We start from the raw sequence: 13,426 nt of genomic DNA, 5'->3' as shown, positions 1-13,426 counted from the left end.
TTTTCCTCGTTAAGCTACATCCCAACGCTTATGCTTTGGGCAAGAAACTTGACGAGCTCTGCAGATAGTCAAAGAACCATCTGATAACGAAACTGAACTGTGGGATAAGCTCAGACTTTTGCCAGTCATCGCTTTTCGCCATACTGGTAAAACTATCGAGAAAAAACAGAATCGCAGAGACGATTAGCACACCGCGCAGGGCGCCAAAACAGATCCCCAACACCCTGTCGGTACCCGACAGGCCGGTTTTCTCCACCAGCTGACCTATCACAAAGTTAACGATAGCGCCGACGATAAGCGTCGCGATAAACAGTATCGCGATAGCAATCCCATTTCGGACCAGTTCGTCTTCAAAGCCCGTGAACCAGACAGCCAGGTAAGTGTAGTAATGACTGGCAACAAAGAAAGCGCATCCCCAGGTTACCAGCGATAAAGCTTCACGAACAAAGCCGCGGATCAGGCTGACCAAAGAGGAAAAACCAATCACCGCAATTATGGCGTAATCAATCCAGACCATATACGTCCCACGATTTTACGCCCTGTCGTCCGGTTCGGGGCGCATTCTAACAGAAAAAGAAAACGTTTGCGTAGGGATTTCCGTGCCCTACAGAAATAAAAATGGCGCTGAAAAAACATTCAACGCCATACTGCCTTTCGCCTCTTCAGGGCGCGTCCGACAGGGGTTTCCGTGCTCTGGCCCTACCTTTCTTTATTAAAAAAGAGAAGGTTAGTTCGGGCTAAAGCCCATGACTACACCGCTAAGTCCGGACAGCTTGTTCAGCTCGCCAAGTTGCCCCTTCAGCTTATCTTTCGAAGCATCCGGGCCGACCAGAATACGGGTGATTTTACCCTGCACCGGCGTCGAAGGCGACGTATAAACTTTGAAGCCAGCGGCGCGCAGCTTACCGACGATCTCGTTGACCTTATCGGCGTTCTTCAGCGCGCCTAACTGCACAACATAGGCTTTCCCGGTCGGGGCCGGAATTTCAGCCTGCTGTTGCGGTTTAGGCGCAGGTGTCTGCACCGCGACCTGCTGCGGTGGCTGAGGTTGCGGCTTCTCTACCGGCTTCGGTTGAGGTTTAGGCTGCGGCTGTGGTTTTGGCGCGACAACCGGCTCCTGCACCACATCAAAACTGTTATTGTTCACCGGGATCCGCGAAGGATCGAGCGACGGTGCCGCGGCATCCCCAGCTCTCACCTCTTCGGCGGCCCCTTCCGGAGGCTGCGAAGGCAGCGTCTGAGTCGCTGCTGGTAGCATATCTGGCTCATCGCGATCGCCTGGTTTTGGTACCAGTGGGATTGCGGCAAACTCATCCTGATAATGTTTTTTCTGACCATCAAGCAGCCCTGGCAGGATAATAACCCCCAGTGCCACCAGTACGATCGTCCCGACTAAACGGTTCTGAAACTTACTCGCCACCGATTCTCCCCGCGTCTATCTCTTCCATTACATGCGCCACCGTGTGGAATGAACCACACACCAGCACCGTATCCTGTGGTCTGGCATCTGCCATCGCAGCGTACCAGGCCTGCGCAACGCTGGTATAGACTTTGCCTGCGCGTAAATGTTCCAGCAGTTGCTCTGCCGTCGCGCCGCGCGGCCCTTCCAGCGGCGCACAGTACCAATCGTCAACTTCCACCTTCAGGTTTTCCAGCGTACCGGCGATGTCCTTATCATGCAGCATACCAATAACCGCCAGCACGCGCCCCGTTTTCGGTAAGGTTTTGAGACGCCCGGCGAGATACGCCGCCGCATGCGGATTATGAGCAACATCAAGGATGACTCGCGGGGTGTCGCTAATTATCTGAAAACGCCCCGGCAGCATCGCCTTTTGAATACCGTCGCGAATCGCCTGCTCGTCAACCTTGAGCTTGCTGGCACGCAGGGCAGCGAGCGCAGTTGCGGCATTCGGCATGGGTACCTGTGGCAGCGGCAGGTCGGTGAGTGCGCCGTTTTTATCACTGAAAGACCAGCTCTGCTCACCGGCCTCATAGCCCCAGTCAACGTCGCGGCGCAGGAGTTGTGCGCCCTTTTCGCTCGCAACCTCGGCGATAGTCTGTGGCATATCGGGTTCACCGACGATAGCCGGTTTACCACCGCGAAAAATACCGGCCTTCTCGCGGCCAATGCTTTCGCGATCCGATCCCAGCCAGTCCGTATGGTCAAGCGCAATACTGGTGACTACCGCCACGTCGGCATCAACAATATTAGTCGCATCCAGGCGACCGCCGAGCCCCACTTCAAGGATAACGACATCCAGTTGCGCCTGCTGAAATAGCCACAGCGCGGACAGCGTACCGAATTCAAAATAGCTCAGAGAAATCTCGCCGCGCGCCGCTTCGATTTCAGCAAAGGAAGTGGTATGCGCAAGTTCCGACAGCTCTTCGCCCTGCACGCGCACCCGCTCGGTATAGCGCACCAGATGCGGCGAACTATAAACACCCACTTTGAAGCCCGCCGCCATCAGTACCGATTCCAGGGTACGGCAGGTCGTTCCTTTGCCGTTGGTTCCCGCCACCGTGAACACAAACGGCGCAGGTTTTAATACCGCCATCCGCGCAGCCACCTCGCTGACGCGCGCCAGCCCCAGGTCGATTGTTTTGCTGTGCAGATGTTCCAGATAAGAAAGCCACGTAGCCAGGGGCGACGCGGCCTGAGGAATAGGTTGTTTTTCCATGATGTCCGGCAAGAGTTAAGATAACTACGCGTATAAAAAAGGGCAGCGCCGTCAGGCCTGCCCTCTGTATTATCAGGCCTCTGGTTCCTGATCCGGTTCCGGTGGCACCACCTCGCCTTCGTGAACGGGTTCCGGATTTGGCGCCGGAAGGTTCATCAGCTTCGCCAGAATACTGGCCAGTTTCAGACGCATTTCCGGGCGACGTACGATCATATCGATCGCCCCTTTTTCAATCAGGAACTCACTGCGCTGGAATCCCGGCGGCAGCTTCTCACGAACGGTCTGTTCAATAACGCGGGGACCGGCAAAACCGATCAACGCTTTTGGCTCAGCGATGTTTAAATCGCCCAACATAGCAAAGCTCGCCGAGACGCCGCCCATGGTTGGGTCGGTCAGCACGGAGATATACGGCAAGCCGCGCTCCTGCATTTTCGCCAGCGCAGCGGAAGTTTTCGCCATCTGCATCAGCGACATCAGCGCTTCTTGCATACGCGCGCCGCCGGATGCGGAGAAACAAATCAGCGGGCAGTTATCTTCCAGTGCCTGTTCAACCGCACGGACAAAGCGCGCGCCGACGACAGAGCCCATCGAACCGCCCATAAAGGAGAATTCGAAAGCGGCGGCAACAACCGGCATTTCATGCAGGGTGCCTTTCATGACCACCAGCGCGTCTTTTTCGCCAGTCTCTTTCTGGGCTGATGCCAGACGGTCTTTATACTTTTTCGAATCGCGGAACTTCAGCACATCTTTTGGCTCGAGCTCGCTTCCCAGCTCCACGAGGGAACCTTCGTCCAGCAGGCTATGCAGGCGGTTACGCGCCGACATACGCATGTGGTGATCGCACTTAGGGCAAACCTCCAGGTTGCGCTCCAGCTCTGCGCGGTACAGTACCTGCCCGCAGCTGTCGCACTTGGTCCATACACCTTCAGGAATACTCGCCTTACGGGTGGGGGTTATATTGCTTTTAATTCGTTCAATCCAGCTCATTGATAACCTTTCTACCTGAACCTGGTCGATGCCAGTTTTGTCGCAAGGGGCGCATAATGCCATTTTTGCCCCTTACAGACCATGAATGTTGCACATTAAATCATAACATCCCGTAACATGGGATAAAAAAGTGGTCGAACCGCTCACACTTCACTCTTCGGACGGCGGCATACCGCCCGAAGATAACCGCAACGTTATTTCGCCTGTTTCGCCGCAGCACGCTTGTGGCGAATGATTTCAATTACCCCAGGCAGCACGGAAAGCACGATAATCGCCACGATCAGCAGCTTAAGATTTTCCTGCACAATCGGCAAATCGCCAAACAGATAACCCGCGTAGGTGAACAGCAGTACCCACAGCAGCGCGCCAACCACGTTATACATCGCAAAATGACGATAGGACATATGTCCCATTCCCGCCACAAACGGCGCAAAGGTTCTGACGATCGGGACAAAACGCGCAAGGATTATGGTCTTGCCGCCGTGGCGAGCGTAGAAGCCATGGGTTTTATCCAGGTAGCTGCGGCGGAAAATTTTTGAATTGGGATTACTGAATAACTTTTCACCAAACAGCCGCCCGATGGTGTAGTTCAGCGCATCGCCGATAATCGCGGCAACCACCATCAGCGCCACCATCAAGTGCACATTGAGATCGTTAGTCGGCAGCGCCGACAATGCACCCGCGACAAACAGCAGAGAGTCACCTGGCAGGAACGGCGTGACCACCAGGCCGGTTTCACAGAACAGAATCAAAAACAGAATCGCGTATACCCAGATGCCGTATTGCGCGACCAGCTCAGCCAGGTGCACATCAATGTGTAAAATAAAATCAATTAAAAAACGAATCAGATCCATAATTTGCGTTAGCCCTTAATAACCAGGTTAGTCCGCCAGAAACAGCGGGCCCATCGGCATTACCGGCAGGTCGTAATGGGCCGGATAATCCACCGACACCAGATACAATCCTTCCGCTTTTGCCGTTGCGGCGGCCAGAGTCCTGTCTTTTGCCGCCAGAAGTTCTGCAATCCAGCTCTCTGGCTGGTTACCGGCACCTACTTCCATCAGACTGCCTACAATATTCCTTACCATATGATGTACAAAGGCATTCGCTTTGATATCCACCACCACATATGCACCATAACGGGTGACGTTAATATGCATCACGTTACGCCACGGGGTGCGCGACTGGCACTGTACCGCACGAAACGAGGTGAAATCATTTTCCCCCAGCAGACACTGGGCCGCGCGCTGCATCCGCTCAGCATCCAGGGGATAGTAATAGTGAGTCACACCGCGACCTAATACCGCCGGTCGCAGGCGATGATTATAGATGACGTAGCGATAGCGGCGCGCCGTGGCGCTGAACCGGGCATGAAAGTCCGGTGGAACTTGCTTCACCCAGCGTACTGCGATATCGCCAGGTAAATTCGCATTAACGCCCAGCGTCCATGCCACGTCTTTACGCAACGCACGTGTTTCAAAATGCACCACCTGACCGGTACCATGAACTCCGGCATCGGTACGACCGGCGCATAAGACGCTCACCGGTTCATTAGCAACCTGCGAAAGCGCCTTTTCCAGTTTTTCCTGCACGCTGCGAACTTCATTCTGCCGCTGCCAACCGTAGTATTTGCTACCGTCATACTCAATGCCCAGCGCAATTCTATAGACCGGCGGCTGCTCCATCTCAGACATTAGTACAAATACTCCTGGACCAGTTTCTCAGCGATTTTCACCGCCATCAGCGCGCCGCCAAAACGGACGTTATCGGCCACTGACCAGAACTGCACCTGCTCCGGCATACCATAATCATTATGCACGCAGCCGATGGAAAGGCGCGCGGTGCCGGAAGCGTCGCCGACCTGAGTTGGGAACTCACCCTCTTCGGACAGCTCGATATCTTCACCACGGACAAAGGCATCACGCGCTTCTTCCGCCGACAGCGGGCGCTGCGCTTCAAAGCCGACCATTTGTGCATGACCGTAGAATACCGGGGACTGCACCACGCTTGCGGAGATCATCAGGCCGTCATCTTGCAAAATCTTACGGACTTCATCGACGATACGACGCTCTTCGCGCACGCTACCTTCACGATCGGGCAATAGCGGCAGCATGTTGAACGCCAGCTGGCGGCCAAAGAAATCGTCCTCATCAACCGGAATGCCGTTAAGCAGTTTGGCGCTCTGCCCCGCCAGCGCATCGACGGCTTTTTTACCGTGAGCGGAAGCAGACAGCAGGTTGGTCACGCTAATACGCGACAGGCCACCCTGATCGATCAGCGGTTTTAACGCCGACAGCAGCTGGCTGGTCAGGCTATTCGGTACCGCAATAACGTTGCGATTACGGTAATCCGCCAGTACGAACGGGTTCACATCCGGCACCACCAGCGGCACGTCCGGTTCAAGCGCAAACAGACCGCTTAAATCAATCACCAGACAACCTGCGTTAGTGGCGTCTTCGATATACGCGGCGCTCGCTTCTGCACCAGCGGCAAAAAAGGCCAGCTGGGCCTGAGTCCAGTCGAATTCAGCAGCATCCTGAACGATAACCGACTTACCCGAAAAACGCAGATGCTCACCGGCGCTTTCATTACGCGCCAGCGCATAAATATCCCCCACCGGGAACTGACGATCGGCAAGGGTTTCGAACAGGGCTTCGCCTACGGCGCCCGTTGCGCCCAGTACGGCAATATTCCAGCCTTCAGACATGGTGGTGTACTCCAGAAAAAAGCGGCCCTGCCGGATTATCCAGCAGGAGCATTAAGAAGATATTAACGGATGGAATGATGCATGGCATTAAAGCCTAACTGACGCAACAGCGTCGCCGCCGGTTCGTCGCTGCACTGAACATACAACGAAGACCATTCACGGCGTTCCTGATAATTTTTGCGCAGCTTGTCGAACTCACCAGCAACCCCTGCGACTTTTCGCAGCGGCGCATCATCGCGGCGCACATCATACACCAAATGCGCCAGTCGTTTTAGCGTTGCCTGATCGAGCGGCCCATGTAAAGTGATGCGACCAAACTCAGGCGCGGGCAACAAAGTGTCGAGTGCCACCTGCTGCGGATGACCGATAAATGCACTGTAAGCCTCAAAAACCTGCGTCGTACCGCGCGCTTTGCCTTCAAGGGTATAGCCCGCAATATGCGCGGTGCCAATATCAACCCGCTTAAGCAATTCGGTATTGAGATCGGGCTCAGGCTCCCAGACATCAAGCACCACGCTTAGCGCCTGATTGTCCTGCAAACGCCCGAGCAGCGCGGCGTTATCAACCACCGGCCCACGGCAGGCGTTAATTAAAATCGCCCCCGGCTTAAGGCGGCTAATCAGCGTCTCATCCGCCAGGTGCAGCGTTTTATACGGCCCTTCTTTATAGAGCGGCGTATGGAAAGTCAGAACATCAGCTTCCTGCACCAGTTCATCAAGAGTGCGGAAATCGCCTTCATCACCGCGATCGGCGCGCGGCGGATCGCAGAGCAGGGTTTTGATCCCCAGCGCCTCAAGGCGTTTTTGCAGACGCCCACCGACGTTGCCTACCCCCACGATCCCAACCGTGCGATCGGTCAGCGCAAAACCATCACGTTCAGCCAGCATTAACAGCGCCGAAAACACATATTCGACTACAGCGATGGCATTGCAGCCTGGTGCTGCGGAAAAACCAATCCCCGCCTGCTGGAGCCACGCCTGATCGACATGATCGGTACCCGCAGTCGCGGTGCCGACAAATTTGATAGCCTTGCCGGAGAGCAGCGTTTCGTTAACTTTGGTGACCGAGCGAACCATCAGCGCATCGGCGTCATTCAGCGCTTCAGTCGGAACAGGACGACCAGCAACGGCCTTCACTTCCCCCAGGCGACTAAAAAGCTCACGCGCATAGGGCATATTTTCATCAACGAGGATTTTCACGATTCAGTACCTGTCTGAGAGCGAGAGTAAACCGGGGAAGTGTGCCATAATCTCGCCGCCAGGAACATCATCCCCCGGCCTTATGTAGAAGGATTAGTCATGACACAACCCGTTTCAGGTATGTCCGATCGCCCTCCGGGGACAGGCGAACCTCCGCTCACCACGCAGCAGCGTACCGTACTTGAGCGGCTGATTACGCGTCTGGTGGCGTTAACATCGCAGCAGAATGCCGAGGTGTGGGCCTGCGTCAAACACGATCTGAGCCTGAAAAACGACACGCCGCTGCTGGCGAGCCATTTTGAGGCCGCCGAGCACAGCCTGAGCGAGCGCTTAATCCTCGCACAACAAAATCATCACCGTCGGCAAATTCTGGCGCAGTTAACCGAGCTTTTGAATCAGGGAAATAATCGCCAGGCGGTCAGCGATTACATCCGCCAGCATGATGGACAGACGGCACTGCAGGCATTAACCCTCCCGCAGCTGGAAAATGTCCTGCAATTACTGCAAAGCGGTCAGTTGTCGATCCCTCAGCCACAGCAGCGTCCGCCAACGCGGCGTCCACTGCTGCCAGCAGAGCACAATACGCTGAATCAACAGGTGACAAAACTTGCCGCTGCCACCGGCGAATCCAGCAAGCTTATCTGGCAATCCATGCTGGAACTTAGCGGCGTGAAAACCGGTGAACTGATCCCGGCCACCCACTTTACCCCGCTCTCATATTGGCTCCATGCGCGGCAAACGCTTAGCTCGCAGGCAGCACCGACGCTCACATCGCTAAAAGCTGCGTTGAAACAACCGCTTGAGGCTCAGGAGTGGCAGAGAGTGATCAATTTTGCGCAAACCAACTGGCACGCGAATGCGCAAACGCCTCTGAGCGCTGCGCAGTTGCTAACGCTGCTCAATAAAATTTTTGTACTGCGGGTCGCCAGAGCCCAGGAGACGCTAGTCATCCCGCCGGTTCAGGCGCCCCCCTCTTCGCTCAGGCTGGCGTGCAAAAAACCGTGGGTTATTGCGCTGACGCTAATTGTGGTGTTTGGCTTGCTGTGGTTGATGATTTAGGAAAGAACAGAATCGACCCTCGCACACCGAGGGCCGAAGCGTGAATCTATTTACGCAATGAAATCAGAGTGACCACGATCCCCAGCACTGCGCATATCGCTGCGGCGAGGAAAACAGAAGAGTAGCCCAGAGACGTTGCCAATAGTCCAGTAAGCGGGCCAGTGACGCCGTAAGAGATATCCTGAAATGCGGCATAGCCGCCCAGCGCCGTTCCTCTCACCTGCGGCGGCACGCGTTTCACCACCTCCACACCCAAAGCCGGGAAGATAAGCGAACAGCCGCAGCCGGTCAGCGCCGCTCCCGCCAGGGCTACCCAGGCATTTGGCGCCTGCCAAAGCAGAGCCAGGCCTATTGCCTCAATCAATAACGAGACGATAGCGACCTTCACGCCGCCAAAACGATCCGGCATCCAGCCGAACAAAATACGCATCAATACGAAAGCGCCGCCGAATGCGGTCAGCGTAAAACCAGCCATTGCCCAGCCGTGGCTGGCGAAATACAAGGAGACGAACGTGCCAATCACCGCGAAGCCGACGCCCTGTAATCCAAGGCCGATACCGGGGCGCCAGATCATCCCTACAACGCTCCATAGCGACGGGCGCTCACCGCCGTGAGCAGGTATTTTACGTACCGTGCCATTAATCGCCCAGGCGACTAACGGCAGCGCCATGGTGACGCAGGCCAGCACCGCTACACCATAATGACTGTAAATCAGCAGCCCCAGCGGAGCCCCGGCCGCCAGCGAGCCGTATATCGCCATGCCGTTCCATGACATCACTTTTCCTGAACGTGCAGGGCCAACAAGCCCCATCCCCCAGCTCAGATTACCAGTAAGCAGTTGGCTTTCACCAAAGCCGAGGATCAAACGCCCAAGTACCAGCAGGCCAAACTTCGCAAGAACGGATACCGGCAGCAGCGCAGCGCATAGCCAGGCCCCCCCTGCCAGAGCGCAGGCCAGCATGCCCTGAAGTACAGAGCGCTTTGCACCATACTGATCCGCCAGGCGACCGGCATAGCCGCGTGTTAACACGGTAGCAAGGAACTGGATACCGACGGCGACACCAACCATGGTGTTACCAAAACCCAGTTCCTGATGAACGAACAGCGGGATCACCGGCAGCGGCAGACCCACGGTCATGTAGGTAAGAAAAACGGCGAAAGTAATCCGAAACAGCGATCCATTCGCTGAAGAGGTGTTTTTTGTTTCAGTCACTGCGGACATGCTTTACTCCAGTTCGCAGAGTAAGGCGAGGTGATAACCACGCCCTCTCCACCTGATTATCAGGGTTAAGGCGCGTTGGATGACGTTAAACGCTTACGCATTATTGGGGAGAATAATGTTTTCGCCCGCAGTGTGCCTGCTCACGCCGGGCCCTGTCAAGAATACAAAAAGGGGAGCCGTCAGGCTCCCCTTTTCAAAGCTCGCACGTTATGCGCTGTATTTGCGCATCACCAGCGTGGCGTTAGTCCCGCCAAAGCCGAAGCTGTTGGACATAACCGTCGTCAGCTCACGTTCTGTTGTCTCGGTCACGATGTTCAGACCCGCAGCCTGCTCGTCCATCTCTTCAATATTGATGCTCGGCGCAATAAAGCCATGCTCCAGCATCAGCAGAGAGTAGATAGCTTCCTGCACGCCAGCCGCGCCCAGGGAGTGGCCGGTCATCGCTTTAGTGGCAGAGATAGCCGGGCTGTTATCACCGAAGACTTCGCGGATCGCGCCCAGTTCCTTCACATCGCCAACCGGCGTCGAGGTACCATGGGAGTTCAGGTAGTCAATCGGGGTATCAACGCCGTGCATCGCCATCTTCATGCAGCGCACTGCGCCTTCACCAGATGGAGCAACCATGTCTGCGCCGTCGGACGTTGCGCCGTAACCGACGATTTCTGCATAGATGTGTGCACCACGGGCCAGAGCATGTTCCAGCTCCTCAACCACAACCATGCCGCCGCCGCCAGCAATAACAAAACCGTCACGATGGGCATCATAGGTACGGGATGCTTTTTCTGGCGTTTCGTTGTATTTGGTGGACAGTGCGCCCATCGCGTCGAACTCACAGGACATTTCCCAGCACAGCTCTTCGCCGCCACCAGCAAACACAATGTCTTGTTTACCCAACTGAATTTGTTCAACAGCGTTACCGATGCAGTGCGAAGAAGTCGCACATGCGGAGCTGATGGAGTAGTTTACACCGTGAATTTTGAACGGCGTGGCGAGGCAAGCGGACACCGCAGATGCCATCGCTTTGGTTACCACATAAGGCCCTACGGCTTTCAGACCACGCGGGCTACGCATTGCATCAGCGCCAAAAACCTGAGAACGAGAAGAACCGCCAGAACCGGCAATCAGGCCCACGCGTGGGTTGTTCTGATAAACCTCTTCTTTCAGGCCAGCATCTTCAATCGCCTGCTGCATGGAGAGATAGGAATAGATAGAGGCATCGTTCATGAAACGAACCACTTTACGGTCAATCAAACCGGTTGTGTCCAGTTTGACATTACCCCATACGTGGCTACGCATTCCCGAATCTTTAAACTCTTCAGAGAAAGTGATCCCGGAGCGTCCTTCACGCAGAGATGCCAGGACTTCCTGCTGGTTGTTACCGATGCTGGAAACGATGCCCAAGCCAGTAATCACTGCACGTTTCATTCAATACCTCTGTAAGTCGCACTATTTTAAGTTTCGAGTCGCACAATAGCGTACACTTGTACGCCGAACAAGTCCGATCAGCCAAATTGTGTATAAATTTGCGCCCTCAGGCACACATCGTTAAGATCGTTCTACGCCTTGTGATTCGAGTAACTTACGTGAAACAAAACGCCATACAACCCGCCAACCTGGAATTCAATGCTGAGGGTACACCTGTTTCCCGAGATTTCGACGATGTCTACTTTTCCAATGATAATGGCCTGGAAGAGACTCGCTACGTTTTCCTCGGCGGTAATCAGCTTAACGAACGTTTCCCCATTCATCCGCGCCCATTATTTATCGTTGCTGAAAGTGGGTTCGGCACCGGGCTAAACTTTCTCACGCTATGGCAGGCGTTTGACGTTTTTCACCGCGATAATCCAGAAGCTACCCTGCAAAGATTACATTTCATCAGTTTCGAAAAATTTCCGCTGAAGGCCGACGATCTTTCTCTGGCGCACCAGCACTGGCCGGAGCTTACGCCATGGGCTGAACAGCTACAGGCGCAGTGGCCGCAACCGTTAGCAGGCTGCCATCGTCTGCTACTGGATGACGGACGTGTAACGCTGGATTTGTGGTTTGGCGATATCAATGAACTCACTAACGAGCTTGATGATTCGCTTAATCAGCAGGTGGATGCCTGGTTTCTCGATGGCTTTGCGCCTGCAAAAAACCCGGATATGTGGACGCCGGAACTCTTTTCGGCGATGGCCCGACTGGCAAGACCCGGCGGAACTCTGGCTACCTTCACCTCAGCCGGTTTTGTTCGTCGCGGGCTGCAAGAATCTGGTTTCAGCATGCAGAAACGCAAAGGTTTTGGCCGCAAACGCGAAATGCTTGTCGGCGAAATGAAGCAAACGCTCGACTTCGCCTCGCGCACTCCGTGGTTTGCCCGTAGCGGAACGGAGCAGCGCGATGTGGCGATTATCGGCGGCGGTATCGCCAGCGCCCTGCTCTCTCTGGCGCTGCTGCGCCGTGGCTGGCAGGTGACGTTATATTGCGCCGACAGCGCCCCCGCAGAAGGCGCATCCGGTAATCGTCAGGGAGCTCTTTACCCTCTATTGAGTCAACACGATCCGGCCCTCGCCCGCTTTTTCCCGGCGGCATTTACCTTTGCACGTCGCCTCTACGACACTCTTCCAGTGCAGTTTGACCACGATTGGTGCGGCGTTACGCAGCTAGCCTGGGATGAAAAAAGCGCGCAGAAAATCGCCCAGATGCTTGAACTCAATCTGCCGCCGGAAATCGCTGTTGCCGTTAACGCCCAAACCGTTGCACAAACCTGCGGCGTCGACACCGACTGCGGGGGAATAACCTACCCTGCCGGCGGCTGGCTCTGTCCACAGCAGCTAACTGCCGAACTGTTCGCCCTCGCGGCTACTCGCGGGTTACATGTTCACTACGATTATCCTGTTGAGACTATCAGTACTGATAATGACGGCTGGCAATTAAACCAGCGGCAGTACCATGAGGTCGCGGTACTGGCTAATGGTTATCAGGTCACTGACTTCAGTCAGACCATACATCTTCCCATGTATCCAGTTGCTGGTCAGGTCAGCCATATTCCCACCACGCCAGGACTATCACAGCTACGCCAGGTGCTGTGTTATGACGGTTATTTGACCCCGCAAAACCCAAACAATCAACAGCACTGTATTGGTGCCAGCTATCATCGTGGGCAAACGGATACCGCGTTTAGCGCTGTAGATCAGCAGCAAAATCGCCAACGCCTGATTAACTGCTTGCCGCAGATTAAGTGGGTGCAGGAGGTGGATGTCAGCGCCGATAAAGCGCGCAGCGGCGTGCGCTGTGCAACACGCGATCATTTGCCGATGGCAGGCAATGTGCCCGACTATGATCGCACATTAAGCGAATACGCCTCGCTGGCCGAACGTCAGGAACGGGCCATAGAAGCCCCAATTTATCGCAATCTGTATTTGCTTGGCGCACTCGGTTCGCGCGGATTATGCTCCGCTCCGCTGATGGCCGAAATTCTGGCGGCACAAATGAGCAATGAGCCGTTACCGATGGACAGAGAAACTCTGGCAGCGCTGAATCCGAATCGTTTGTGGGTAAGAAAGTTACTGAAAGGGAAAGCGGTGAAATAGTC

General features: G+C 55.2%; 12 protein-coding genes. 2 read left to right on the top strand and 10 right to left on the bottom strand.

From position 1 onward, the window contains the following. Positions 1-28: 28 nt before the first annotated feature. From cvpA to pdxB, 8 genes are all read right to left on the bottom strand, one after another. Positions 29-517: a colicin V production protein gene (cvpA, locus tag AC07P6_RS08990; protein WP_110272250.1), complete on the bottom strand. Its 489-nt coding sequence runs from the start codon at positions 515-517 to the stop codon at positions 29-31. Positions 518-727: 210 nt separating this feature from the next. Then, positions 728-1,420 carry a cell division protein DedD gene (dedD, locus tag AC07P6_RS08985; protein WP_110272249.1) on the bottom strand — a complete coding sequence of 231 codons (693 nt, stop codon included), beginning with the start codon at positions 1,418-1,420 and terminating at the stop codon, positions 728-730. Then, a complete protein-coding gene (gene folC / locus AC07P6_RS08980; protein WP_478316062.1) occupies positions 1,410-2,678 on the bottom strand; it encodes a bifunctional tetrahydrofolate synthase/dihydrofolate synthase in 1,269 nt (422 codons plus the stop codon). Before folC ends, dedD begins: the two co-directional genes overlap by 11 nt. 72 nt (positions 2,679-2,750) lie before the next feature. Beyond that, positions 2,751-3,665, bottom strand: coding sequence for an acetyl-CoA carboxylase, carboxyltransferase subunit beta (accD, locus tag AC07P6_RS08975; protein ID WP_110272247.1), 915 nt, complete (start codon positions 3,663-3,665; stop codon positions 2,751-2,753). 194 nt (positions 3,666-3,859) lie between these two features. Continuing rightward, positions 3,860-4,519 carry a DedA family protein gene (locus AC07P6_RS08970; RefSeq protein ID WP_110272246.1) on the bottom strand — a complete coding sequence of 220 codons (660 nt, stop codon included), beginning with the start codon at positions 4,517-4,519 and terminating at the stop codon, positions 3,860-3,862. Positions 4,520-4,546: 27 nt separating this feature from the next. Next, on the bottom strand, positions 4,547-5,359 hold the full coding sequence (truA, locus tag AC07P6_RS08965; protein WP_478316061.1) for a tRNA pseudouridine(38-40) synthase TruA: 813 nt from the start codon (positions 5,357-5,359) through the stop codon (positions 4,547-4,549). Further along, the gene (locus AC07P6_RS08960) at positions 5,359-6,372 is read right to left on the bottom strand and encodes an aspartate-semialdehyde dehydrogenase (protein ID WP_478316060.1); all 1,014 of its coding nucleotides are present in this window, start codon (positions 6,370-6,372) and stop codon (positions 5,359-5,361) included. The genes truA and AC07P6_RS08960 overlap by 1 nt, the downstream gene beginning before the upstream one ends. Before the next feature lie 62 nt (positions 6,373-6,434). Continuing rightward, on the bottom strand, positions 6,435-7,571 hold the full coding sequence (gene pdxB, locus AC07P6_RS08955; protein WP_478316059.1) for a 4-phosphoerythronate dehydrogenase PdxB: 1,137 nt from the start codon (positions 7,569-7,571) through the stop codon (positions 6,435-6,437). Between the two features lie 99 nt (positions 7,572-7,670). Between pdxB and flk the strand changes: the two genes are divergently transcribed. Then, on the top strand, positions 7,671-8,630 hold the full coding sequence (flk, locus tag AC07P6_RS08950) for a flagella biosynthesis regulator Flk (RefSeq protein ID WP_478316058.1): 960 nt from the start codon (positions 7,671-7,673) through the stop codon (positions 8,628-8,630). Between the two features lie 46 nt (positions 8,631-8,676). Here flk and AC07P6_RS08945 read toward each other — a convergent pair whose 3' ends face one another. Continuing rightward, on the bottom strand, positions 8,677-9,852 hold the full coding sequence (locus AC07P6_RS08945) for an MFS transporter (RefSeq protein ID WP_434662214.1): 1,176 nt from the start codon (positions 9,850-9,852) through the stop codon (positions 8,677-8,679). 207 nt (positions 9,853-10,059) lie between these two features. Further along, positions 10,060-11,277, bottom strand: coding sequence for a beta-ketoacyl-ACP synthase I (fabB, locus tag AC07P6_RS08940; protein WP_110272240.1), 1,218 nt, complete (start codon positions 11,275-11,277; stop codon positions 10,060-10,062). A gap of 158 nt (positions 11,278-11,435) precedes the next feature. Here fabB and mnmC point away from each other — a divergent pair, with 158 nt between their 5' ends. Further along, positions 11,436-13,424: a bifunctional tRNA (5-methylaminomethyl-2-thiouridine)(34)-methyltransferase MnmC2/FAD-dependent 5-carboxymethylaminomethyl-2-thiouridine(34) oxidoreductase MnmC1 gene (gene mnmC, locus AC07P6_RS08935; protein WP_478316057.1), complete on the top strand. Its 1,989-nt coding sequence runs from the start codon at positions 11,436-11,438 to the stop codon at positions 13,422-13,424. Positions 13,425-13,426 lie beyond the last annotated feature (2 nt).

This window comes from Klebsiella sp. GFKo11 (genome assembly GCF_056490265.1).
This window is presented reverse-complemented; position numbering and strand designations above follow the sequence as displayed.